Origin of the sequence: Rhizobium sp. SEMIA4064 (assembly GCF_003025035.1) — a bacterium.
Taxonomy (GTDB): Bacteria; Pseudomonadota; Alphaproteobacteria; order Rhizobiales; family Rhizobiaceae; genus Rhizobium; species Rhizobium paranaense.
Map to the genome: position 1 here is coordinate 86876 of NZ_PYJN01000006.1, position 23853 is coordinate 110728.

Here is a 23853-nt window from a genome sequence, read left to right on the forward strand (position 1 = left end):
CCTATCGCTCATTTTAATGTCCATAGACGGCCTGTCATTTCCTATGTGAGATCAAGGCATGACAGACCGCCGCCAGGAGTGCGTTATGGACCAGCCTTCCTCTCTTTCCCGCATTGATTGGGTTGCCCGAAGCTGCCGACTGCTGGCGGCGACGGCAGCGGAATTCCGCGAGACCAGACCCTTTGACGGTCTGACGATCGGAACCGGCATTCACCTCGAGCCGAAGACGGTGGCGCTGTTGACGACGCTGCGGGCCGGCGGCGCACGCCTCGTCTGCACCGGCAATCTCAACAGCACCCAGCCGGAAACCGTCTCTTATTTGCGAGCGCAGGGCATCGCCGTTTTCGCCACCCAGACCACCGATGCCGCCGAGCACGGCGCCAGCCTCGATGCCATCCTGGCGGAAAAGCCGGATCTGCTGCTCGATAATGGCGGCGATCTCTTTGCGCGCGCCGCCGAAAGGCCCTATGCCAACCTCTTGGGCGGCACCGAAGAGACGACCTCGGGCCGCACGCGGTTGCTGCAGATGCGCGACAGGCTGGCCATGCCGATCCTCGTCATCAATGACAGTCCGATCAAGCAGTTCGCCGAAAACAAGCACGCGGTCGGCCAAAGCCTGTTCGAGAGCTATCTACGCTTCACCAACCGCTCCACCAACGGCAAGCGCGTCACCGTCTTCGGCTATGGCGCCTGCGGCAAGGGCACGGCGGCCTGTTTCCGCAACGCTTATGCGACGGTCAGCGTGGTCGACATCGATCCCGTGACGACGCTGGAGGCGCATCTGGACGGCTTCGTCACGCCGCTGCGCGCCGAGGCGATCCGCTCCGCCGATATCCTCATTACTGTCACCGGCTATCCCGGTATCGTGACCACGGCGGACCTGCCGCTGATCAAGGATGGCGCGATCCTGATGAACGGCGGCCATTTCCCGCATGAGATCGATGTCGCCGCCTTCCGAAACAGTCCGGATGTTGCAGGCATCGATCGCTATGAGGCCGAGCATATCGAGACCATCCGCATGCGGGACGGACGCTCTTTCCACATCCTCGGCGCCGGCCACATGGCCAACCTCGCCGGCCCGCGCCCGCTCGGCAATACCGTTGAATCCATGGATCTCGGCTTTGCGCTGCAATCCCGCTGCCTGGAGCGTGTGGCAAAGGGCGGTCTCGGCAAAGAGTCCTGCGTCATTCCCGTACCGGCGGATATCGACGCCATGGTGGCATCGGCCTATCTCGATCTGGCGAGATGAGCCCGAAGCCGATCCCGCCCTTGGCGAGTGGGAAAGCGAAATCAGCATTTGGCCGGCAGGCTAAGTGCTAGATTTCGCAAGGGCGGGGTAGGCAAGGACGCATGTGATCTCGCCGACACACGGCACCTCCCGCATCAACCATTCACATCTACAACGATTTTCCCGTGCGCCTGGCGGTTCTCGATCAGGGCATGCGCCTTGTCGACATCGGCGAGCGTGAAACGGTGGGGATCGAGCCTGGGCACGATCTTGCCGGCCGAGCGGGTCCGAGCATCCGCGTCGAGGCGATGGCGGGGGCGCAAGGCTGGTGACCATGGATGAAGCCTTCGGCGGCATGCCCGATGTTGCCTGGTTGAAGCGCGTGCTTCCAAAGGCAGAAGTGGCGATGCGCAGCAACAACAGGGATGTCCAGGCAACACTTTGTGCCCGGGGCGCAGGCCTCGCCGTCTTGCCCCGCCCTCTCGGCGACGCGATCGCCGGTATCGAGCGGGTGGACATCGGCGAAACCCCGCCCGGTCGCGATACCTGGGTCGGCTATCACCGCGATCTCAAGCGGCTCGCACGGCTGCGGGCACTGTTGGATCTGGTGATTGAACGGTTGGCGAACTGACTAAGCCTTCGCCAGCGCCCCAGGTAGTAGCCGGTCGTAGATGCCAGCCATTTCATCGCCAAAGCAGCAGAAAATGATCTCACTAAAACCGCCGCGCATGCTCTCGGCAACAGCGGTGCGTGTCGCGATCATCGCTGCGGGCTCGACAGGGAAACGATAGATGCCGGTAGAGATGGCCGAAAAGGCGATGGTCTTGAGACCGTGATCCATGGCAAGGCTGAGGCTGTTGCGATAGCAGCTTGTGAGCAAATCCTGCTCGCCACGCCCGCCGCCATTCCAGACGGGGCCGACCGTATGGATCACATGTTTTGCCGGCAGGCGATATCCCCTAGTGATCTTGGCCTGTCCGGTCTTGCAGCCATTCAGCATCCGGCATTCCGCCACCAGTTCCGGCCCGGCGGCACGATGGATGGCGCCATCCACGCCGCCGCCGCCAAGCAAGCTGCTGTTTGCTGCATTAACGATGGCATCGACGTCCAGCTTGGTGATGTCGCCGAGGATGATGGTGAAGCGTGTATTCGAGACCGCGGAAAGATCGGAGCGGATGGTTTCAAAAGCGGGCATGATGACACTCTCCAATCTCTAGGGTGAGGTTGTGGCCGGCTATCGTTCCCAATAGGGAACCGGTCCATAAAGTTCCGCCAGGAAATCGATAAAGACGCGCACCTTTGCCGGCAGGAACTGGCGGCTGGGATAGACGGCCGAGAGCGTGACGCTGTGCGAGCCTTCATAGGCCGGCAGCACCTGCACCAGACGCCCGTCCTTGAGTTCGGGGCCGACATCCCAGGTGGAGCGCAGCGCAATGCCGAGGCCGGCAATGACGGCTTCGCGGATCACCTCGCTGGAATTGGTGATCAGCTTGCCTTCCGGCCGAAAGGTCAGCGGGCCCTTCGGTCCGTCCAGCCGCCAGGGGTCATGATTGTGCGGCGGCAAGCAGGTGTGGCGCCGCAAATCATCGATATCCTCCGGCATGCCATGGGCAGCGATATAGGCTGGCGAGGCGCAGAGCACGCGGCGCACCAGCGCCAGGCGCCGGGCAACAAGGCTGGAATCGGTGAGCTCCGCAATGCGGATGGCGAGATCGTAGCCACCGCCGACGATGTCGGTGAATTCGTCGGTCAGCGTCAGATTGATCGCCAGATCCGGATGCGCCTGCATGAACGTCTTGAGGTGCGGGGCGATGTGCAGCCGGCCGAACGATGTGGGGGCGGAAATCTTCAGCGTGCCCTGCATCTGCGCGGACCGGCCGGCAATATAGGCCTCAGCCTCTTCCAGTCCCGCGAGGATGGCAAGCACCCGGTCATAAAAGCCCTGGCCAGCCTCCGTAAGCGAAATCTGCCGCGTCGTGCGCTGCAAAAGCCGTGTGCCGAGCCGATCTTCCAACCGTTTGATTCGCTTGGAAATCACCGCCGGCGAAAAGCCGAGTATGCGGCCGGCGAGCGACATGCTGCCGGTCGTAACGACACTGGCAAAGATTTCGAGATCCCCAAGATTGGTCATGGTGCAATTTATTCCTATTTTGGCATAAATGCTTGTCATTTACGCCAATTTCGGGAAAGTGGTAAGCATGATATGGCGTTAAAAAGAGGGGCGTCCATATTCGGGTGCAAGAGGAGAACGCCATGGCAGAGGCCATTTCATTTCTGGCGCCGCGCGCCGATGTCCTTGCCCGCCGCCGTGAGATCGTCGCAGATCTTATTGATCTCTTGCCCCCGGAATGTCTGGTTCATGAGCCGCGCGAACTCATGCCCTTCGAGACGGACGCTTTCATTTCCTATCGCCGCATGCCGCTCGCCGTCGCCTTGCCGCGCTCGACGGCCGAAGTCGCGGCTGTGATGAAATATTGCCATCGCTACGGCATTCCCGTCGTGCCGCGTGGTGCCGGCACGTCGCTCTCCGGCGGCGCCATTCCGCAGGAAGATGCCGTCGTGCTCGGCCTTTCCAAGATGAACCGCATTCTCGACGTCGATCTCGCCAACCGCACGGCGACCGTGCAGGCCGGTGTCACCAATCTGCATATTTCCGAAAGCGTCTCAGCGGACGGATTTTTCTACGCGCCCGACCCGAGCTCGCAGCTCGCCTGCACCATCGGCGGCAATATCGGGATGAATTCCGGCGGCGCGCACTGCCTGAAATACGGCGTCACCACCAACAATCTGCTGGGCGTCAAGCTGGTATTGACCGATGGCACGGTGATCGATCTCGGCGGCAAGGCCCTGGATACGGCGGGTTATGACCTGCTGGGGCTCGTCTGCGGCTCTGAGGGGCAACTTGGCATCATCACTGAGGCGACAGTGCGGTTGATCGCCAAGCCGGAAGGCGCGCGGCCAGTTCTCTTCGGTTTCGACACATCGGAGCAAGCGGGCGCCTGTGTTGCCGATGTCATTGCCGCCGGCATCATCCCCGTCGCCATCGAGTTCATGGATAAGCCGGCGATCGAAATCTGCGAGGCTTTCGCCCATGCTGGCTATCCGCTGGATGTCGGCGCGCTGCTGATCGTCGAGGTCGAGGGGTCGGAAGCGGAGATGGACGACATGCTGAAAAGTATCGTCGAGATCGCCCGTACTCATCAGGTGAAGACGGTGCGCGAATGCCAGTCGGCGACTGAAGCGGCGCTGATCTGGAAGGGACGTAAATCCGCCTTTGGCGCCACCGGCCGCATTGCCGACTATATCTGCATGGACGGCACGGTGCCGCTCAGCCAGCTCTCCTATGTCCTGAAGAAGACGTCCGAAATCGTCGATCGCTACGGCCTGCGTGTCGCCAATGTCTTCCATGCCGGCGACGGCAATATGCATCCGCTGATCCTGTTCAACGCCAATGATCCCGAGGATGCCGCCAAGGCGGAAGCAGCCGGCAACGATATTCTCCGGCTCTGTGTCGATGCCGGCGGCTGCCTGACGGGCGAGCATGGCGTCGGTATCGAGAAGCGCGACCTGATGCGGCACCAATATGCCGAGGCCGATCTCGCCCAGATGATGTCGGTGCGCGCTGCCTTCGATCCCGGCTGGATCCTCAATCCCTCTAAAGTCTTCCCGCTGGATGGTCGCAACGCCGTATGAGAGAATTTTTGCCGAAGACGGAAGACGAGGCGGCCGCCATCATCCGCGATCACGCTGCGCGCCGCGCGGCATTGGCCATAGTCGGCGGTAACACCCGTGCCGGTTTCGGCAATGCCGTTGCCGCGGAGGCCACGCTATGTTCGTGTGAACTTACCGGTATCATCGCCTATAATCCGGGCGAGATGGTGATGACCGCGCGAGCGGGGACGCCGCTTGCCGATATCGAAGCGGTGTTGGCTGAGAACGGTCAGATGATGGCCTTCGAACCGATGGACCACCGGCCGTTGATGGCGACCGATGGCGAGCCGACGATTGGCGGCGTTTTCGCTGCAAATATCTCCGGATCGCGGCGTTTCGTAAGCGGCGCCGCACGCGACAGCCTGCTCGGCGTTCGCTTCGTCAACGGCAAGGGCGAAATCATCAAGGCCGGCGGGCGCGTGATGAAAAATGTCACCGGCCTTGATCTTGTCAAGCTGATGGCCGGTTCGCACGGTACGCTCGGTCTCCTGACGGAAGTCACCTTCCGGGTGCCGCCGCGACCGAAGACGGAGGAGACGATCATCGTTTCCGGCCTCAACGATGCCGAGGCGGCAAATGTCATGGCGGCCGCCATGGCGTTGCCTGTCGATGTGTCGGGTGCTGCGCATTTGCCGCTGACCGTCACTTGGACGCTTCTGGACGGCGGGTTGCCGGACGGAGCGGCGACGGCGTTGCGCGTCGAAGGTTTGGCTGGCTCCGTCTCGGTGAGGGCGGAGAAGCTGGCCGCCGCGATGCGTCGACTTGGCCCAGTCGCGCGACTTGCCGAAGCCGAAAGCCACCGTCTCTGGCGTGAAATCCGCAATGTGAAGCCCTACGCCGACGACACGATGCGCCCTGTCTGGCGCGTTTCCGTCGCCCCTAGCATTGGTCACCAGCTCGTCGCAGCGCTGCGCCTCGAGGCTGGCGTCGACGCCTATTATGATTGGCAGGGCGGCCTGGTCTGGATGCGCATGGAGGCAGAGCCGGAGGGTGAATTGCTGCGTCGCTATATCCATGTGCTTGGCGGCGGTCACGCCACTTTGCTGCGTGCTACGCCCGCCGCTCGCGCCACGACGTCCGCCTTCCAGCCGCAGCCCGAGGCCGTGGCTTTGCTGTCGGCGCGCGTGAAGGAAAAGTTCGATCCTGCTGGGATTCTCAATCCGGGGAAGATGGGGTGATGCGGATGGAATCTTTTGCTCAGGCCCCCCTCACGCTCACCCTCTCCCCGAGGGGGAGAAGGTGCCCGACAGGGCGGATGAGGGGGTGGCGCAAAGCGCCGGGCCCTGCTGTGGCGAAGGTAGGGAGAGCCTGATGCAAACCAACTTCACCCCAGCCCAGCTTGCCGATCCGCACGTTGCGGAATCCGAGGCGATTTTGCGCAAATGTGTCCATTGTGGCTTCTGCACCGCCACCTGTCCGACCTATGTAACGCTCGGTAATGAGCTCGACAGTCCGCGCGGACGGATCTATCTGATCAAGGACATGCTGGAAAACGGCAGGCCTGCCGACGCGGAGGTGGTGACGCATATCGATCGCTGCCTTTCCTGTCTCGCCTGCGTGACCACCTGTCCCTCCGGCGTCGACTATATGCATCTGGTCGATCACGCCCGCATCCATATCGAAGAGACCTACAAACGACCCCTGATGAACCGGTTGACACGCAGCGTGCTGGCTGCGGTCCTGCCTTATCCCGGCCGGTTTCGCTTTGCGCTCAACCTTGCTCGCTGGGGGCAGCCTTTTAAGGGTTTGATGAAGCGCATTCCGGCGTTGAACCCCTTTGTTGCCATGCTGGATCTCGCGCCACGCTCCATCCCGGCGCCGTCGTCCTTCGCCAAGCCCGGCCGGCATCAGCCGCAGGAGGAGCGGCGTGGACGGGTAGCGATCCTGACCGGTTGCGCCCAGCCGGTGCTCGATCCCGCCATCAACGAGGCGACCATCCGGCTACTGACCCGCTTGGGCGTCGAAGTGGTGGTGCCGGAAGGCGAGGTCTGCTGCGGCTCGCTGGTGCATCACATGGGAAGGGAAGAACAGGCGCTGGCCAGCGCCCGCGCCAATGTCGATGTCTGGATGCGCGAGATCGAAGCCGGAGGGCTCGACGCGATCATTATCACCGCATCGGGTTGCGGCACGACGATCAAGGACTACGGCCATATGCTGCGGCTCGATCCGGCCTATGCGGACAAGGCTGCAAAAATCTCGGCGCTCGCCAAGGACATCACCGAATATCTCGCCGGCCTCGATCTGCCATCGCATATGCCGCGTGGCATCACCGTCGCCTATCATTCCGCCTGCTCGATGCAGCATGGCCAAAGGATCACCATGGCGCCGAAACTGCTGTTGAAGGCGGCAGGCTTCACCGTGCGCGATCCGGCGGAGGGGCATCTTTGCTGCGGCTCGGCCGGCACCTACAACATCATGCAGCCGGAAATTTCCGGCGAGCTGAGGGCGCGTAAGGTCAGGAATCTCGAGGCGACGAAGGCCGATATCATCGCGACCGGCAATATCGGCTGCATCACGCAGATCGCGACAGGAACCGACATGCCGATCCTGCACACGGTCGAATTGCTGGATTGGGCCTATGGCGGCGAGATGCCGGCTAAGGTGCGCCGGCTCAAGGTGGCAGCCTCTTAAGGCCGGTCCGGGGAAAAGTAGGAAACAGTTCCGTCTTGCGGCTAACCCCCTAAATCGAAACTGATTTAGGGGCACCGGCAACGACAATGGCCGCGACTCTTAGAAGCTGAATGACACGCCGAAATCGATGGCATGGGTGAAGACATCGGTCTTCAGGTTAGCGCCGCTATCGATCGGGACGTTCACGAAGTTGTAGTTGCCCTTGTATTCGACGAAGGTCGACCAGCGCTGGCTGAACTGATAGCTGACACCAGCCTGCGCCTGCAGCGATGCGCCGCCGAATTCGTAATCGAAGGTGCGGCCTGAGGCGCGGGTTACTTCGACGTGGGGCACGTTGATGCCGGCGCCGAGGCCGACAAAGGGCGTCCACTTGCGGCTCGGATCCTGGAAGCGATAGAGCGCATTCAGCGTCAGCATATTCAGGCCGTCGGTGAACTCGAAATGCGACCAGCCGGGCGTGTTGCCAAGATCGCCATAGACCTTGGCATGGGTGTAGTCGAGCGAGACGCCCCAGTTCGACTTGTCGAACTGGTCCAGCCACCAGATGCCGCGAACGCCGAAATAGGGCGGCATCTTGAAGGATTTGCCTGACCAGTTGGGATCGAAGTCAGCGCCGTCAGACGTCTTGACGTTGTCGCCGGTCGCGCCCTGGAAGCCGCCGTAAACCGAAAACTGCATCTCTGCTGAGGCCGAACCGGCTGCAAAGACAAAAGCTGAAACCGCAAGCGCGGCGACGGCCGGCTGCCTAATGCGAAATGCCCGATGCATATGAAATCCCCAAGTGGCCCCAAATGGCAAAGTGTCGCTATCTAAGCGTGCTTTTGTGACAGTTCTATTGCAGCGTTCCGTGTTTGGACTGGCTTAGGTGGGAAAGCTGACACGAAACTGAATAAAACGGGGAGTTTGCCGGGCGCCAGATGCGATAAGTTTGGAGATGTTACACCTGCGCCACAGTGCATGGTCAGACAGATGCGCCGCAGCCATAAAGAAGGCGGCATACATTATCTGTCTCCCCCAAGATGGGGGAGACGGTGCGATAGCGACAGAGAGGTATCAGACGTTCGTCATGGTCGAACGTCCTGGTCGGGAAAGCCTGCGGTTTCTCAGCCGCCGAATATCGTCCGCAGCACGTCGATGCCGCGATCCTGGTAGCTGACCTCACCCTGCTTGTTGCCGGGGCCGACGACGATGACCTTGGTGCCGACGGGCGCGCGATCGTAGAGATCGATCACGTCCTTGTTCATCATGCGGATGCAGCCGGACGACATGTTCAGGCCGATGCTCCAGGGCTGGTTGGTGCCGTGGATGCGGAACGCCGTGTCGTTGCCGTTGCGATAGAGATACATGGCGCGCGCGCCGAGCGGATTGCCCTCACCGCCTTCCTGATAGGCCGGCAGCTTGTGGCCCTTCTTGGCTTCGCGAACGATCATTTCCGGCGGCGGGGTCCAGCCGGGCCATTCCGCCTTGCGGCCGATCTTGACGACGCCGGACCAGCCGTAGCCTTCGCGGCCAACACCGATGCCGTAGCGCCGCGCCCGGTCGTCGCCTTCAATGAGGTAAAGATATTTGTTGTTGGTATCGATGATGATCGTGCCTGGTGCTTCATTGGTCACCAATCGCACGACCCGTCGCTGAAACTGCGGCTTGATCTGTCCCTGCGGCTGCATTGCCACGCGGACCACATCGGTGTGCGCAACTTGCGCAGCGTTAGGTGCGGAAGCGCTGAAGGCTGCCGCATCCGATGCCGCCAAAAGGCACGACATCACCATTCCCGCCGCCGCCGCGACCGGTAGTATTGATTTCATCCGTCATTCCCCTCTCGATTTACTCGGCGAGAAACTAACGAAACTTGCGAGAGGATCAAGATGAAATCGCTGAAAGACAAAGATCGAGCCGGTTGGGCGGCTGTCTGTTCCGCGTCCAAAAGAGCGTTATTGTCGATTTATATCAATGCTTACAATGGGGTTGCTGCGCCCGATTATGCCGTGCGCAGCAATCTTGGTAGCAATCACATCACTATAACGCGTGTCCCGACTTTTACACGATTGTAGAGATCGATCACGTCTTCATTGCGCAGACGGATGCAGCCGGAAGACACGGCGTTGCCGATCGTCCAGGGCGCATTGGTGCCGTGGATACGGTAGAGGGTAGAGCCGAGATACATGGCTCGGGCGCCGAGCGGGTTGGCTTCGCCGCCTTCCATGTGGGCCGGCAGATAGTGCCCCTTCGCGGCTTCACGCGACAACATTTCCGATGGCGGCGTCCAATCGGGCCATTCCTGCTTGCGGGTAATGGTATGGGCACCGGCCCATTCGAAGCCGGGTTTGCCGACGCCGACGCCGTAGCGCCGTGCCTTGCCGCCGTCCATCACCAGGTAAAGGAAGCGATCGTTGGTGTCGATGACGATGGTGCCCGGCCTCTCTTTTGTCTGGTAGTCGACGATCTGCGGCAGGAACTGCGGGTCGATTTGGCCGTGGACCGCCGGATATTGCGGCCGGACGACAGCGACCTGCTGCACGACGGGACGCGAAAACAGGCCGCGCGGCTGGACCACCCGCCGTACCTGCGGATTGGCGGCCTGGCTATCCGCCGGATCGTTCATCGGGTTGACGGCCTGACGCGCCATGGGGCGACCGGGATAGACGGCCGGCTGTACGCTGGCCCCGCCGAGCTGCATCACCCAAGGGGCGGTCAGATCGGGGCTGACGATGACAGGCGGACGCGACTGGTAACGATCGTCGGCGAAGGCGCTGGAAGCAAGCAGGCTCAAAGCGCCCACAGCAAATAAAATGCATTGTTTCATCATCGGACAAACTCTCTACAAACGGGCCGAGGATGGGCGTAATTGCGCCCGGTCAGGAACATGGTGCCACTTGCGCGCCAGCGAATGGTAAACATCTATTCATCAAAATGCCGCGAAGCCGATAAACCTTTGTCAGGGTTACCGCTTGGTTTGGAAAGACGGTTTGCAAGTGGTAAACCTTGAATCGGGATGACTTGCCTTCGAATCGTTCTCTCGATCTTAAGTATTTGATTGGCATGATCTTATCCGAAAGCTGCCCGCCAGTTTTCGGGATTGGGTTCTGAAACAGGGGACGAACTGCAACAATGGCCGGAACAGGCATCATCACCGGTGAGGATGGCAAGGACCGCTGCTTCTGGCACGGCAATCTGCTGGAGTATCAGCGCTACCACGATCAGGAATGGGGCCGGCCCGTCATCGACGACATCAGGCTTTTCGAAAAGATCTGCCTGGAGGGATTTCAATCCGGCCTGTCCTGGCTGACGATCCTGCGCAAGCGCGAGAATTTCCGCGCGGCCTTTGCCGATTTCGATTTCGAGAAAGTGGCGGAGTTCGGTGAGGCTGACATCGAGCGCTGCCTGGGCGATGCCGGCATCATCCGGCATCGCGGCAAGATCGTCTCCACCATCAACAATGCCCGCCGCGCCATCGAGTTGCGCCAGGAATTCGGCTCGCTCGCCCGGTATTTCTGGAGCCACGAGCCATCAGCCGAGGAGCGGCCGGCCTTTGTCGACTATCCGACCCTCGTCGCCAATCCAACGACTCCGGTCTCGGTGCGCATCTCGAAGGACCTGAAGAAACGCGGCTGGACCTTTGTCGGCCCCACCACGGTCTATGCCTTCATGCAGGCCATGGGCCTTGTCAACGATCACATCGAAGGCTGCTATTGCCGGAAAGAGGTGGAGGCGATGCGCAGTGCATTGGTACGGCCATGAAACGTCTGGTGCTTGCTTTTTCCCTGCTCACTTTCGCCCTGCTCGGCGGTCAGTTCGCCCATGCGCAGGACACCCAGAACGATGACAGCAGCCAGGGTGCCCAGCAGACGGCGCTTCCGCAAGTCGATCGCGGCGAGACCGTGGAAAAGCTTGGTTTCCCGGCCGTCCTGGAGAAATTGACGGGCTGGACGAAGTTCGGCAAGGGCAAGGTCTACACGCTGCCGCTCAAGAAGGGGCAGCATGTGCGGATCACCTTCAGCTCAAAGAGCAAATACGCCTATATGGCGATCTTCGATCTCTCCTCGAACGATGACGAATCCTTCTTCGGCACTGACGAAGATGGCATGGTCGCCGATGTCACCGTCAATGAGGACACGACATGGCTGATCAAGCCCTATTACTCCCGCGTCACCCGCCGCCGCGGCCTCGGCGCACCCTATGAAATCCTCATCGATCCCAATCCGTCGGCCACACAGCAATCGAACCAGCCGGCGGATCAGGCGCCGTCGCTATTTCCCAAAAGATCTTCGCAACCGCAGTAAGTTTTTCATTCGCAGGTTTTGAAGACCTTCAACCCAACCCGTCGATTACCCCTCGCAGCTCCCCCAGATGCTCGATCTTTCGAAATCTCGGCGCCTCGGTCGGTTCGGCGACATGTTCGAAGGCCCATGTGAGTTCGTGCGGTACGAAGACGCCGTAGCTGCCGGCGGCGAGCGCGGGCACGATGTCTGACTTCAGCGAGTTGCCGACCATCATCGCCCGTTCCGGCCCGTCGCCGACTTTGGAGAAGATGCGGCGATAGGTGGAGGCATTCTTGTCGGAGACGATTTCGATGGCATCGAAGAGGTCGCCGAGGCCGGATTGCGCAAGCTTGCGCTCCTGATCGAAAAGATCGCCTTTGGTGATCAGGACCAGCAGGTAGCTGCCCGTCAGAGCTTCCAATGTCTGCCGTACATTGGGAAGCGTTTCGACGGGATGGGCAAGCAGATCGCGGCCGATGTCGAGAATTTGCGCAATCACGGTCGTCGGCACTTCGCCCTTGGTGATCTCGATCGCCGTCTCGATCATGGACAGCGTGAAACCTTTGATGCCGAAGCCGTAATGATGCAGGTTGCGCTTCTCGGCTTCCAGCAGCCCTTGGGAAATGTTCTCGCTCTCGGCATAATCGGCAAGCAGTTCGATGAACTGTCGTTCCGTCAGACGATAGAATTGTTCGTTTTGCCAGAGCGTATCGTCGGCATCGAAGCCGATGGTGGTCAAGGGGCGTTGCGTCATGGACATTTCGTGCTCTTGCGGATTGCATGGATGCGAGAGTCTATCGCGCGCCGAAACGGAGGCAAGGGTGAAGCGCTGGTAACTGCATCGTGATCGGTGCCGGGTATCGCGTTGAAATCGAATTCCGGTGCATTATGTCGATGTTGTCTCGATGAAAGCGGTGCCAAGATCGCTCTTCGATGACCTTCTCCGGACCTCCCAAGGCAGCGCGGACGAGCGGCTGTCATGCCGAGGCCAATAGCCAAGAGACAAGAATTCACCGGCCGGAAGCCGCTTCCGGCGGATCACAAGGGATTTCTTCAAATGCGTTATAACCAACTCGGTAATACCGGCATGTTCGTCTCAGAACTTTGCCTGGGTACGATGACCTTCGGCGAAGCCAATCCCAGCAACAGCCTCTGGGGCTCGATAGCAGACGTCGATCAGGCGCTGGCCGACAAGATCGTAGAAGGCTCGCTCGCGGCCGGCGTCAACTTCATCGACACCGCCGACGTCTATTCCTTCGGCAATTCGGAAAAGCTGCTCGGCCAGGCCCTGAAGAACCTCGGCGTGCCACGCAAGGACGTCGTCATCGCCACTAAGGTCTATGGCGTCATGGGCGACAAGCCGAACGACCGCGGCGCGTCGCGCGGCCATATCATGGACTCGGTCCAAGCCAGCCTGGAGCGGCTGCAGACCGATCACATCGACCTCTATCAGATCCATGCCACGGACACAGTGACGCCGATCGACGAGACGCTGCGTGCGCTTGACGATCTCGTCTCTCGCGGACTGGTGCGGTATGTCGGCGTGTCCAACTGGCAGGCCTGGCGCATCGCCAAGGCGCTTGGCGTTTCCGAACGCCGCGGCTTTGCTCGGTTTGAGACGGTGCAGGCCTATTATTCCATCGCCGGCCGTGATCTGGAGCGCGAAATCGTGCCACTGATGGCGGAAGAAAAGCTCGGCCTGATGGTCTGGTCGCCGCTCGCCGGCGGTCTGCTTTCCGGCAAGTACGGCCCGGGCGCACCCGGTAATGGCGAGGGGCGCCGCGCCAGCTTCGACTTCCCGCCGGTTGACAAGGACCGCGCCTGGGCCTGCGTTGCCGCCATGCGCGACGTGGCGGAGAAACACGGTGCAAGCGTCGCCACCGTGGCGCTCGCCTGGATCCTGACAAAGCCTTTCGTCACCAGCATCATCATCGGCGCCAAGCGTCTCGACCAACTCGATCAGAACCTGGCCGCCGTCAAGCTGAAGCTCGATGCAGACGATCTCGCCAAGCTCGACGAGGTTAGCGCGCTGGCTGCGGAATATCCCGGTTGGATGCTCGCCCGCCAGGGTGTCCAGCGCGTGCCGCAGCCCTTCGAACCGAAGGCTTGAGCCGGTTCATGAATGAAACGCCGCCGTCTCGCATAGGTGAGGCGGTGGCGCCATTCATCGCGGCTCGATTGACACAGTCCAAGAAGCTCTAATCGCGACGAGAGGCGGTATGGATGTCGCCTCTGGCTCGGCTTTTACCCGACTTATTTACCGTGCTTCTTCAGCCAGGCGTTCATCTCCTTGATTTCGGCCTCCTGCGCCTTAATGACGCCTTCCGCCAATTTGCGCAGTTCCGGGTCCTTGCCGTATTTGAGTTCGATCTTGGCCATGTCGATGGCGCCTTGATGATGCGGGATCATGCCGCGGACGAAATCCGCGTCGGCGTCGCCGCTGTAGGTGATCATCATATCCTTATGCATCTTGCCCATGGCATCGTTGAATGCCTTGCTGGATGCGCCTTGGTTACCCATGGGCTTGCTCATATCCATGCCGGACATGTCGTCGGCGAAAGCGGGGATGGCAAGGGCGATAGCAAAAGCGCCGGCGAGAATGATGGACTTTGAAACAGGCATGAGAATTCCTTTCCGTTTTTGAACGGCATCTGAAGTCGTGTGCGGAAAAGTCCGCTGCGTTGTTGAATGGAAATCAGGAGCGTCAGGCGAAACGGGGGGGGCGGCGCTGTGGGAGCCGGTCGGGAATCATGCAGCCGTTGGCCATGCGTGGGCGCGGGATAGGAGAATGCCAGAGCCTTGCCATTATCCGCAGCAAGCGCCGGCGCGACCGCAAGGCAGGCGGCGCAGGAAGGCACATGCGCCATACCGTCGGCACAGGGATTGTCCGGTTTCTTGTCCGTGTGCATGGCCATGGAACCGTGATCCGTCATGCCGGACATATCAGCCATGGCGGTATGCATGCTCTTGCTGGAAATAGCCGGCATCGTCATCGCGGAATCGCAAATGGGACATTTCGCCAGCGCCGGCATGGCGCCGTAGAACAGCCAGGCAATGAGCATTGTCAGGATCGCGAAGAAGCGCATGAGCAAAAATCTAAATTTGTGGTCGCAAAAGGCAAGCGGAAATCGCGCTTAGCGATGGTTGGCAGCATATCGTGGCGCCAATTTGATCTCGCTCAGAATTTCGACGGGAGGAAATCTCACGCAATCGACAGCGTCGAAAGTCACGGTAAATCTCGCCGGCGTTTCCGCAGCCCATGTCAGCGCTGTTTCCGCCGATGCCATCGGTATTTTCATCGCGATCGTGCAATGAGGCTGCCAATGATCGGGCCGGTAGTGCTCATCACAGAGGGTGGGATCGATTTCCTGATGAATGGCATGGTGGGCGTGGCGCAAAGCGCTGTCGTCGACCGGACTCGCCCAAAGCACCAGCACATCGTTCCTGAAGTGCCGGATGCCTGAGAACTCCACCGAAATCGCCGGAATATTGTGAAAAGCCTTGGCAACGGCCTCGCAGAGGTGCTCAGGCAAGATATCTTCGTAGATGACAAAAGTCAGATGCGGAGGATAGCTCAGCCCTTGCATTGACGGCACAGTTTCGAAGGCGCCGGCTTGCCGCCACAGATCGAAGACGGGCAGCGCCGTGTTGTTGGTGCATTTCAGGCTGATCGCGTAGGGCATGGCTTCCACGTCCCAGTCATCTGCTTCTGTTGCTTTTGTCGGTTTTGACGGACAGCAGCATACAACAATCCTTGCCGCATCCCGCGCTATCCGCTAGTTAACCGCCACTGTTCTCGTACCGGATTATCCTGCAAATGAGCGATAAACAAAAGAAACCGCAAAAGCTCAAAGCCCGCCTGCCGCGTGGCTTTGTCGATCGTTCGGCGAGCGATATTCGCGCCGTCAACGAAATGACCGCCAAGATCCGGGCCGTGTACGAGCATTATGGTTTCGATCCCGTCGAAACGCCGCTGTTTGAATATACCGATGCGCTCGGCAAATTCCTGCCTGACAGCGATCGGCCGAACGAGGGCGTGTTTTCTCTGCAGGACGATGACGAGCAGTGGATGTCGCTGCGCTACGACCTGACGGCGCCGCTCGCCCGTCATGTCGCGGAGAATTTCAACGAGATCCAGCTTCCCTACCGCACCTATCGTGCCGGCTATGTTTTCCGCAACGAGAAGCCGGGTCCCGGCCGTTTCCGCCAGTTCATGCAGTTTGATGCCGATACGGTCGGCGCGCCGGGCGTGCAGGCCGATGCCGAAATGTGCATGATGATGGCCGACACGCTGGAGGCCTTGGGCATCAAGCGCGGCGACTATGTGATCCGCGTCAACAACCGCAAGGTCCTCGACGGCGTGCTCGAAGCGATCGGTCTTGGCGGCGACGACAAGGCCGCCCAGCGGCTGAACGTTCTGCGCGCCATCGACAAGCTCGACAAGTTCGGCCCGGAAGGGGTTGCACTGCTGCTTGGACCGGGGCGCAAGGACGAGTCCGGCGATTTCACCAAGGGTGCCGGGCTGGACGCGGATCAGATCGAAAAAGTGCTCTTCTTCGTCGGCATCAAGGATTATGCCGAAAGTGCTGTCCGGCTCGCTGAGCTTGTCGCCGGCACATCCAAAGGCGGCGAAGGCGTCGAGGAGCTGAACCTGATCGGTTCGCTGGTCACCAGCGCTGGCTATCATTCCGATCGTATCAAGATCGACCCGTCCGTCGTGCGTGGCCTCGAATATTACACCGGCCCGGTCTATGAGGCCGAGCTGTTGTTCGACGTGACCAACGAGAAGGGCGAAAAGGTCGTCTTCGGCTCCGTCGGTGGCGGCGGTCGTTATGACGGGCTCGTCTCGCGCTTCATGGGCCAGCCGGTGCCGGCCACTGGCTTCTCCATCGGCGTGTCGCGCCTGATGACGGCGCTGAAGAATCTCGGCAAGCTCGGCACGGAAGAGGTGATCGAACCCGTGCTCGTCACCGTCATGGATGGCGATGTCGAGGCCATGGGCCGCTACCAGCGCTTCACGCAGCAACTGCGCGCCGCCGGCATCCGTGCCGAAATGTTCCAGGGCAATTGGAAGAAGTTCGGCAACCAACTGAAATACGCCGATCGCCGCGGCTGCCCGATTGCCATCATCCAGGGCGGCGACGAGCGCGCCCAGGGCGTCGTACAGCTCAAGGACTTGATCGAAGGCAAGCGTCTCTCCGGCGAGATCGAGGACAATGCAAGCTGGCGCGAGGCCCGCGTTGCGCAGGAGACCGTGCCGGAAGCCGATCTGGTGGCCAAGGTGCTAGAGATTTTGGCAGCGCAGGCGGAAGATCGGAAGAGGGCGGGATAAATGCCCCTGATCAACCTCCCCGATTTCGCCGGCGATCTCCTGGCTGAGTTTGCCGGCCGCCGGACCGAACGGGTCGATACGCCGATCATCCAGCCGGCCGAACCGTTCCTCGACATGGCGGGCGAAGATCTTCGCCGGCGTATCTTCATGACAGAAAGCGAAACCGGCGCCAGCCTTTGCCTGCGTCCGGAATTTACGATCCCCGTCTGCCTGCGCCATATCGAGACCGCGACGGGCACACCGAAGCGCTATTCCTATCTCGGCGAAATCTTCCGCCAGCGTCGCGAAGGCGGCAATGAATTCTATCAGGCGGGGATAGAGGATCTTGGCGACCGCGATATCGCCGGCGCCGACGCCCGCCTCATTGGCGATGCCATCGGCATTCTCAACCGGCTTGTGCCGGGCAAGGCGCTCTCCGTGACGCTCGGCGATCAAGCCGTGTTCGAGGCGGTCGTACAGGCGCTCGGTCTGCCCTCCGGCTGGCAGAAACGGCTGATCCATGCTTTCGGCAATATGACGCATCTCAAAACGCTGTTGGCACGGCTCGCAAGCCCGCAGCCGGTGACCGGCCTTGATCCGCATGTGCTGGACTTTCTGACGCGCGGCGACGAGCAGGGGCTGGTCACGCATATCGACAGCACCATGAAGGCGACCGGCTATTCCACCAATGCCAGCCGCTCGCCATTGGAGATCGCTCGCCGTCTCCGCGAAAAGCTGGTCCTTTCGGAAACCCATCTCGATGATGCGGCTTTCGGTGTCCTGGAGGAATTCCTGTCGCTCAGCCTGCCGCTCGCCGATGCATCTTCGGCGCTGGCCGGCTTTGCCGATGCGGCCGGGCTGAAACTGGGCACGGCGCTTGAGCGTTTCGATGCCCGCGTCGCGGCTCTTGCCAATGCCGGCGTCGATGCTTCCCGGATCGAGTATCGCGCCGCCTTCGGTCGTCCGCTCGACTATTACACCGGTCTCGTCTTCGAGGTGATGGTGGAAGGATCGCCGGCAGTGCTCGCTGGTGGCGGCCGTTTTGACCGATTGCTGACACTGCTCGGCGCGAAGGACCACATCCCAGCCGTCGGCTTCGCGCTCTGGCTCGACCGGATCGAAACTGCGAGGGCCGCCTGATGACCATCACCATTGCGCTTCCCTCCAAGGGTCGCATGAAGGACGACTGCTCCGATATCTTCGCACGCGCCGGCATGCCCATCATTGCCGTCGGCAATGACCGCTCCTATCGCGGTCGTGTCGAAGGCTGGGACGATGTCGAGGTCGCTTTCCTCTCTGCTTCCGAAATCTCGCGCGAGATCGGCAATGGCAGCGTCGATTTCGGCGTCACCGGCGAGGATCTGGTGCGTGAGGGCTTGGCCGATGCTGATCGGCGCGTCGAGTTCTGCGCCCGCCTCGGCTTCGGTCATGCCGACGTCGTGGTTGCCGTTCCGGATATCTGGCTCGATGTCGATACCATGGCCGATCTTGGCGACGTCGCTGCCGATTTCCGCGCGCGGCGCGGCCGCAGGCTGACGATCGCCACCAAATATTGGCGGCTGACGCAGCAGTTCTTCTCCAGCCAGCACGGTATCCAGCTCTATCGCATCGTCGAAAGCCTCGGCGCCACGGAAGGGGCGCCTGCCGCCGGCTCTGCAGATATCATCGTCGATATCACCTCGACCGGTTCGACGCTGAAGGCGAACCATTTGAAGGTGCTTTCCGACGGCACGATCCTGCGCTCCGAGGCCTGCCTCGTCCGCGCGCGCAAGGAGAGCCACGAGAGCGATCCCTTGGTTCAGCGCATCATCGATGCCGTGCGCGCCGCGCTCTGATATCTCCTGCTCTGTTCAATGATACGAAAAAGCCCGCCGGGGAACCGGCGGGCTTTTCATGCTTGGGAGGTCTTGCGCAATCAGGCGGCTGCGTAGGCACCGCGGCGTGCGTCGAGCGAATAGACGCCCGGGCCGTTGGTGGCGAGCATGACGTAGGCGCCGGCGAGCGTGATGTTCTTCAGGAAGTTGACGAAGTTCAGGCCATTGATCCAGCCATTGGCGGCCGCCGGGAAATCCGGAACGTTGACGGTCGGCAGATGGAAGACGATGCCGGTGAAGACACAGAAAACGGCGAGCAGCCAGCCGACGATGCGGATCTGGAAGCCGATGAGAACGCAGACGCCGGTGACGAATTCGAAGGCGCCGGCAAGATAGGTGAGCAGCGTAGCGGCCGGCATGCCGGCGCCGGCGATCATGCCAGCGGTGCCAGTCGGATCGGTCAGCTTGCCGAAGCCAGCGAAGATGAACATGAAGGCGAGCAGGATGCGCGCCACGAGGATGATGATGTTATTGGTGTTGGACATGACGGTCTCCAGTAAAGGTGGCGGGTGCCGAGTGACAATTCCTGGGATCCCTTATTTGCGATTTTCGTGAGATTGGAAAGATAAACAAAAGCGTACGATTAGTTCACAATTGTTGAACAATCTCCTGCGGCTGGCACTCTTCCCATATGCCCGATATCGGCTATGTTGGCGCGAATTTATTCGCCAAATCATGATCTTCAGAAGGAAGCCCTATGGCCGATCTGTCTTCATTTCCGATCACGAAGCGCTGGCCTGCCAGCAATCCGGATATCGTCCAGCTTTACTCGCTGCCAACACCAAACGGCGTCAAAGTATCGATTGCGCTCGAAGAACTTGGCCTTCCCTATGAGCCGCATCTGATTTCCTTCAGCACGAACGACCAGAAGTCGCCGGAATTCATCTCGCTCAACCCGAACGGCCGCATCCCGGCGATCATCGATCCCAACGGCCCTGACGGCAAGCCGATCGGCCTGTTCGAATCCGGTGCGATCCTCGTCTATCTCGCCGAAAAGACCGGCAAGCTGATGTCCAGGGACGCGGCCGGGCGTTATGAAACGCTGCAATGGGTATTCTTCCAGATGGCGGGCATTGGTCCGATGTTCGGTCAGTTCGGCCACTTCTTCAAATTCGCCGCCGACAAGGTCGCCAACAATCCCTATCCGGTCGAACGGTATCGCGATGAAGCCAAGCGCCTGCTGAGCGTCTTGGAAAGCCGCTTGCAGGGCCGCCAGTGGATCATGGGCGACGAATACACCATCGCCGACATTGCCACCTTCCCGTGGGTCCGGGGCGTCGACGTCTTTTATGGCGGCCGGGAGGTTCTCGAACTCACAAGTTTCCCCGCGGTCATGGATTGGCTTGAACGTGCCATCGCCCGCCCGGCGAGCCAGCGCGGGCTGAATATTCCGAAGCGGGATTGATGGGCTTAAGGCAGGTCAGGCGCGTCCAACTTTGCCGCGCTTGTGTGCCTGGCCCCTAACCCTCTCCCCGCCTTGCGGGGCGAGGGGATCGATCCGAATTTTCAATAGGGTTTCTTCGACAGATACGAAGCCGATGGGCTCCCTCTCCCCGCACGAGCGGGGAGGGGGTGGGGGTGAGGGGCCAGGCACAGAGATGAGGCGGTGACAGACCTCACCTGACTGTCATCAACAACGATGCCCTATTGCCGGCTCGCCAACTGGCTGCCCGGCTCGAGTTTGAAGCGCGGAAACAGGAAGACGCCCACCATGCTACCGGCATGTTTTCCTTCCGCGCCGATAGATTCACCGACGCAGAAGATAGGTTGGCGATGCCCGCCGACGCCGAGTGCGGTGGTGGAGTAGCAGAAGCTGGAGGATGCGGTTGCTGCCTGCTCGAACAGGTCGAGGATGCGGGCGCGGTCATGGGCTTCGTAGCAATGCATCAGGCTCAACAGGCCGCATTCGGACGAGGTCAACCCATGCAGCATGGTGCCCCATTGACCAAGCTTGATGACGCCGCTCGATAAATCGCCGGTCCAACCTTCGGAAACGCAGAACTGCGCCAGAAGATCAGGGCCATGTCCGCTAAACTCCAACGACCCCGGAGCGAAAGGCGCGGCAAGATTGGCTTTGGCGATCTTGAACAAGATATTCCCCACCCTGAGGCGCGGGTTCCCCTGCGCGCGCTTCAACCGAATTTCATGCATTATGGGGCGGAGCGCCGCTCTGCATGTTGCACAGCTATGGACCGGCAAAACCCCACCTTCGCCGAATCCATTCACGCCCAGGCGTGCTTCCGGATCGTCAATTCAATCTATCAAGTCATTTCAAGTAATGAAGCTACGCGCGCAATCTATATAAAAGGTTAGGATCACGCTTTGTTGCGGCTAACGCGAAACAAAAACAAGTAAAATTTACGTGCTCTGCAACAATCCCTCGAACATCATTGCGCTGCGATTTATAGGGGCTTTTATAAAAACGGCAATGGGGCAATTTGCGTAAATTTGCATAGTTGCAATATCTTTTGAAACTTGCGTGGCAGCCGGTTCAACATAAATGAAAAGGGCGGCCCGAGAGCCGCCCTTCGTCAATTCCGGATGCCGGATTGAACAGTCGTAATAAGGCTAATGCCTTATCACATCATGTCCATTCCACCCATGCCGCCCATGCCGCCCGGCATAGCCGGAGCGTCCTTCTTCGGCAGCTCGGCGATCATGGCTTCGGTGGTGATCAGCAGCGAAGCAACCGAAGCTGCGTCCTGCAGAGCCGTGCGAACGACCTTGACCGGGTCGACGATGCCCATGGAGATCATGTCGCCATAGACGCCCGTCTGAGCGTTGTAGCCCCAGTTGTCTTCGTTCTTGTCGAGGATCTTGCCGACAACGATGGAAGCTTCATCACCAGCGTTTTCAGCGATCTGGCGGCAAGGAGCCTGCAGAGCGCGACGGACGATGTTGACGCCGGCTTCCTGATCGTCGTTTTCACCCTTGACGGAGATCTTGACGGAGGAACGCAGCAGAGCTGTGCCGCCGCCCGGTACGATGCCTTCCTGAACAGCAGCGCGCGTCGCGTTGAGAGCGTCGTCGATGCGATCCTTCTTTTCCTTCACTTCGACTTCCGTCGAACCGCCAACGCGGATAACGGCAACGCCGCCAGCGAGCTTGGCAAGACGTTCCTGCAGCTTTTCGCGGTCGTAGTCGGAGGTGGTTTCTTCGATCTGAGCCTTGATCTGGGCAACGCGGCCTTCGATGTCGGACTTGGCGCCAGCGCCGTCGACGATCGTGGTGTTTTCCTTGGAGATCGAAACCTTCTTGGCGCGGCCGAGCATGTCGAGGGTGACAGACTCGAGCTTGATGCCGAGATCTTCGGAGATGACAGTGCCGCCCGTCAGGATGGCGATGTCTTCCAGCATGGCCTTGCGGCGATCGCCGAAGCCCGGAGCCTTGACGGCAGCAATCTTCAGACCACCGCGCAGCTTGTTGACGACGAGCGTTGCGAGAGCTTCGCCTTCGACGTCTTCAGCGATGATGAGCAGCGGCTTGCCGGTCTGAACGACGGCTTCGAGAACCGGGAGCATGGCCTGCAGGTTCGAGAGCTTCTTCTCGTGCAGGAGGATGAACGCGTCCTCGAGGTCGGCGATCATCTTTTCCGGGTTGGTCACGAAGTAGGGGCTGAGGTAGCCGCGGTCGAACTGCATGCCTTCGACGACTTCGAGTTCGGTTTCAGCGGTCTTGGCTTCTTCAACCGTGATGACGCCTTCGTTGCCGACCTTCTGCATGGCTTCAGCAATATCGAGACCGATCTGCTTTTCGCCGTTTGCCGAGATCGTGCCGACCTGTGCGACTTCTTCCGAAGTGTTGATCTTCTTGGCCTTGGCCTGGAGATCCTTGACGACTTCAGCAACGGCGAGGTCGATACCGCGCTTCAGGTCCATCGGATTCATGCCGGCTGCAACAGCCTTGGCGCCTTCGCGAACGATGGCCTGGGCGAGAACGGTTGCGGTCGTGGTGCCGTCGCCGGCGATGTCATTGGTCTTCGAAGCAACTTCGCGGACCATCTGAGCGCCCATGTTTTCGAACTTGTCTTCGAGTTCGATTTCCTTGGCGACGGTGACGCCGTCCTTGGTGATGCGCGGAGCGCCGAAGGACTTGTCGATAACGACGTTACGACCCTTCGGGCCGAGCGTGACCTTCACTGCGTCAGCGAGGATGTCGACGCCACGAAGCATCTTTTCGCGGGCGCTGCGGCCGAATTTTACTTCTTTAGCTGCCATGTTTGAAACTCCTGAATTCGCGTTGTCCGGGTTTATGGCCCGTCAGCTTTATCGGAAAAGGGGAAATCGGCCGGATTAGCCGATGATGCCCATGATGTCGGCTTCCTTCATGATCAGAAGGTCTTCGCCGTTGAGCTTGACTTCGGTGCCGGACCACTTGCCGAACAGAACGCGATCGCCAACCTTGACGTCGAGTGCTACGACCTTGCCGGATTCATCGCGGGCGCCAGAGCCGACGGCGACGATTTCGCCTTCCTGCGGCTTTTCCTTGGCGGTGTCCGGAATGATGATGCCACCCTTGGTCTTTTCTTCCGACTCGACGCGACGAACGACGACACGGTCATGAAGGGGGCGGAAATTGGTGCTTGCCATTGTCTAATCCCTCGATCAAATGACATTCACGGATCAGCGGGGGATCCGTATGGGGCTTTGTTAGCACTCTGCCTTAGCGAGTGCTAGCGGACGGTGATTTAGGATTGGCCGCTAAACGAGTCAAGAATGTGTCCGTGAATTTTTTCGGACAGCTCTTCGTTGACTTGCCGCGGCTTTTGCCGGAAAATCTGAAGTATGGGGTTTGCGAATACCCCACGAGGCGTCATGCCGGAGTTTCGCGTCCATCTCT

General features: G+C 60.3%; 24 protein-coding genes and 1 pseudogene. 12 read left to right on the plus strand and 13 right to left on the minus strand.

Going from position 1 to position 23853, the window contains the following annotated elements:
- The first annotated feature begins 85 nt into the window (after nucleotides 1-85).
- Nucleotides 86-1249 carry an adenosylhomocysteinase gene (locus C9E91_RS04220; protein ID WP_107107121.1) on the plus strand — a complete coding sequence of 388 codons (1164 nt, stop codon included), beginning with the start codon at nucleotides 86-88 and terminating at the stop codon, nucleotides 1247-1249.
- A 134-nt stretch (nucleotides 1250-1383) separates the two neighbouring features.
- Here C9E91_RS04220 and C9E91_RS20135 read toward each other — a convergent pair whose 3' ends face one another.
- Nucleotides 1384-1620, minus strand: a complete 237-nt coding sequence (locus C9E91_RS20135; protein ID WP_107107244.1) for a zinc-binding dehydrogenase — start codon at nucleotides 1618-1620, stop codon at nucleotides 1384-1386.
- On the opposite strand from C9E91_RS20135, the pseudogene C9E91_RS04230 reads away from it, so the two are divergent.
- A pseudogene (locus tag C9E91_RS04230) lies at nucleotides 1512-1859 on the plus strand (LysR substrate-binding domain-containing protein); the annotation flags it as partial. The gene C9E91_RS20135 and the pseudogene C9E91_RS04230 sit on opposite strands and share 109 nt — an antisense overlap.
- Here C9E91_RS04230 and C9E91_RS04235 read toward each other — a convergent pair.
- A complete protein-coding gene (locus C9E91_RS04235; RefSeq protein WP_107107122.1) occupies nucleotides 1860-2423 on the minus strand; it encodes an O-acetyl-ADP-ribose deacetylase in 564 nt (187 codons plus the stop codon).
- 39 nt (nucleotides 2424-2462) lie between these two features.
- Entirely contained in the window at nucleotides 2463-3359 is an 897-nt protein-coding gene (locus C9E91_RS04240; RefSeq protein ID WP_107107123.1) for a LysR family transcriptional regulator, read from the minus strand.
- Between the two features lie 122 nt (nucleotides 3360-3481).
- Here C9E91_RS04240 and C9E91_RS04245 point away from each other — a divergent pair, with 122 nt between their 5' ends.
- The 3 genes from C9E91_RS04245 to glcF all read left to right on the plus strand — a co-directional run bounded on the left by C9E91_RS04245 (nucleotide 3482) and on the right by glcF (nucleotide 7570).
- Nucleotides 3482-4921 (plus strand): FAD-binding oxidoreductase, encoded by a 1440-nt coding sequence (locus tag C9E91_RS04245; RefSeq protein WP_107107124.1) that lies wholly within the window; start codon nucleotides 3482-3484, stop codon nucleotides 4919-4921.
- Nucleotides 4918-6117 (plus strand): FAD-binding protein, encoded by a 1200-nt coding sequence (locus tag C9E91_RS04250; protein WP_107107125.1) that lies wholly within the window; start codon nucleotides 4918-4920, stop codon nucleotides 6115-6117. The genes C9E91_RS04245 and C9E91_RS04250 overlap by 4 nt, the downstream gene beginning before the upstream one ends.
- A gap of 133 nt (nucleotides 6118-6250) precedes the next feature.
- A complete protein-coding gene (gene glcF, locus C9E91_RS04255; protein WP_107107126.1) occupies nucleotides 6251-7570 on the plus strand; it encodes a glycolate oxidase subunit GlcF in 1320 nt (439 codons plus the stop codon).
- Between the two features lie 99 nt (nucleotides 7571-7669).
- Here glcF and C9E91_RS04260 read toward each other — a convergent pair whose 3' ends face one another.
- The 3 genes from C9E91_RS04260 to C9E91_RS04270 all read right to left on the minus strand — a co-directional run bounded on the left by C9E91_RS04260 (nucleotide 7670) and on the right by C9E91_RS04270 (nucleotide 10376).
- Nucleotides 7670-8338, minus strand: coding sequence for an outer membrane protein (locus tag C9E91_RS04260; protein ID WP_107107127.1), 669 nt, complete (start codon nucleotides 8336-8338; stop codon nucleotides 7670-7672).
- A 335-nt stretch (nucleotides 8339-8673) separates the two neighbouring features.
- Nucleotides 8674-9375: a L,D-transpeptidase gene (locus tag C9E91_RS04265; RefSeq protein ID WP_107107128.1), complete on the minus strand. Its 702-nt coding sequence runs from the start codon at nucleotides 9373-9375 to the stop codon at nucleotides 8674-8676.
- Between the two features lie 203 nt (nucleotides 9376-9578).
- Nucleotides 9579-10376 carry a L,D-transpeptidase gene (locus C9E91_RS04270; protein WP_107107129.1) on the minus strand — a complete coding sequence of 266 codons (798 nt, stop codon included), beginning with the start codon at nucleotides 10374-10376 and terminating at the stop codon, nucleotides 9579-9581.
- Between the two features lie 302 nt (nucleotides 10377-10678).
- On the opposite strand from C9E91_RS04270, the gene C9E91_RS04275 reads away from it, so the two are divergent.
- On the plus strand, nucleotides 10679-11308 hold the full coding sequence (locus C9E91_RS04275) for a DNA-3-methyladenine glycosylase I (protein ID WP_107107130.1): 630 nt from the start codon (nucleotides 10679-10681) through the stop codon (nucleotides 11306-11308).
- Entirely contained in the window at nucleotides 11305-11850 is a 546-nt protein-coding gene (locus C9E91_RS04280; protein ID WP_107107131.1) for a hypothetical protein, read from the plus strand. The genes C9E91_RS04275 and C9E91_RS04280 overlap by 4 nt, the downstream gene beginning before the upstream one ends.
- Nucleotides 11851-11878: 28 nt before the next feature.
- Here the strand turns inward: C9E91_RS04280 and C9E91_RS04285 are convergent, their stop codons facing one another.
- Complete coding sequence (locus tag C9E91_RS04285; protein ID WP_107107132.1) at nucleotides 11879-12583, minus strand: HAD family hydrolase; 705 nt, start codon at nucleotides 12581-12583, stop codon at nucleotides 11879-11881.
- Between the two features lie 303 nt (nucleotides 12584-12886).
- Here C9E91_RS04285 and C9E91_RS04290 point away from each other — a divergent pair, with 303 nt between their 5' ends.
- The gene (locus C9E91_RS04290) at nucleotides 12887-13939 is read left to right on the plus strand and encodes an aldo/keto reductase (RefSeq protein WP_107107133.1); all 1053 of its coding nucleotides are present in this window, start codon (nucleotides 12887-12889) and stop codon (nucleotides 13937-13939) included.
- Between the two features lie 143 nt (nucleotides 13940-14082).
- On the opposite strand, the gene copM is transcribed toward C9E91_RS04290, so the two are convergent.
- Together copM and C9E91_RS04305 are read right to left on the minus strand one after the other, a co-directional pair.
- A complete protein-coding gene (copM, locus tag C9E91_RS04295; RefSeq protein ID WP_107107134.1) occupies nucleotides 14083-14451 on the minus strand; it encodes a CopM family metallochaperone in 369 nt (122 codons plus the stop codon).
- A 512-nt stretch (nucleotides 14452-14963) separates the two neighbouring features.
- The gene (locus tag C9E91_RS04305) at nucleotides 14964-15512 is read right to left on the minus strand and encodes a 2'-5' RNA ligase family protein (RefSeq protein ID WP_107107135.1); all 549 of its coding nucleotides are present in this window, start codon (nucleotides 15510-15512) and stop codon (nucleotides 14964-14966) included.
- 134 nt (nucleotides 15513-15646) lie between these two features.
- Here C9E91_RS04305 and hisS point away from each other — a divergent pair, with 134 nt between their 5' ends.
- The 3 genes from hisS to hisG are packed head-to-tail and all read left to right on the plus strand — an operon-like array spanning nucleotide 15647 to nucleotide 18975.
- Nucleotides 15647-17161: a histidine--tRNA ligase gene (hisS, locus tag C9E91_RS04310; RefSeq protein WP_107107136.1), complete on the plus strand. Its 1515-nt coding sequence runs from the start codon at nucleotides 15647-15649 to the stop codon at nucleotides 17159-17161.
- Nucleotides 17162-18280 carry an ATP phosphoribosyltransferase regulatory subunit gene (locus tag C9E91_RS04315; protein ID WP_107107137.1) on the plus strand — a complete coding sequence of 373 codons (1119 nt, stop codon included), beginning with the start codon at nucleotides 17162-17164 and terminating at the stop codon, nucleotides 18278-18280. It begins immediately after the preceding gene.
- Nucleotides 18280-18975: an ATP phosphoribosyltransferase gene (gene hisG, locus C9E91_RS04320; RefSeq protein ID WP_107107138.1), complete on the plus strand. Its 696-nt coding sequence runs from the start codon at nucleotides 18280-18282 to the stop codon at nucleotides 18973-18975. Before C9E91_RS04315 ends, hisG begins: the two co-directional genes overlap by 1 nt.
- Nucleotides 18976-19055: 80 nt before the next feature.
- Here the strand turns inward: hisG and C9E91_RS04325 are convergent, their stop codons facing one another.
- The gene (locus C9E91_RS04325; protein WP_107107139.1) at nucleotides 19056-19499 is read right to left on the minus strand and encodes a DoxX family protein; all 444 of its coding nucleotides are present in this window, start codon (nucleotides 19497-19499) and stop codon (nucleotides 19056-19058) included.
- 212 nt (nucleotides 19500-19711) lie between these two features.
- Between C9E91_RS04325 and C9E91_RS04330 the strand changes: the two genes are divergently transcribed.
- Nucleotides 19712-20419, plus strand: a complete 708-nt coding sequence (locus tag C9E91_RS04330; RefSeq protein ID WP_107107140.1) for a glutathione binding-like protein — start codon at nucleotides 19712-19714, stop codon at nucleotides 20417-20419.
- 239 nt (nucleotides 20420-20658) lie between these two features.
- On the opposite strand, the gene C9E91_RS04335 is transcribed toward C9E91_RS04330, so the two are convergent.
- The 3 genes from C9E91_RS04335 to groES all read right to left on the minus strand — a co-directional run bounded on the left by C9E91_RS04335 (nucleotide 20659) and on the right by groES (nucleotide 23603).
- Complete coding sequence (locus C9E91_RS04335; RefSeq protein WP_107107141.1) at nucleotides 20659-21165, minus strand: hypothetical protein; 507 nt, start codon at nucleotides 21163-21165, stop codon at nucleotides 20659-20661.
- A gap of 428 nt (nucleotides 21166-21593) precedes the next feature.
- Entirely contained in the window at nucleotides 21594-23231 is a 1638-nt protein-coding gene (gene groL, locus C9E91_RS04340) for a chaperonin GroEL (RefSeq protein ID WP_107107142.1), read from the minus strand.
- 75 nt (nucleotides 23232-23306) lie between these two features.
- Complete coding sequence (groES, locus tag C9E91_RS04345) at nucleotides 23307-23603, minus strand: co-chaperone GroES (protein WP_004109735.1); 297 nt, start codon at nucleotides 23601-23603, stop codon at nucleotides 23307-23309.
- Nucleotides 23604-23853 lie beyond the last annotated feature (250 nt).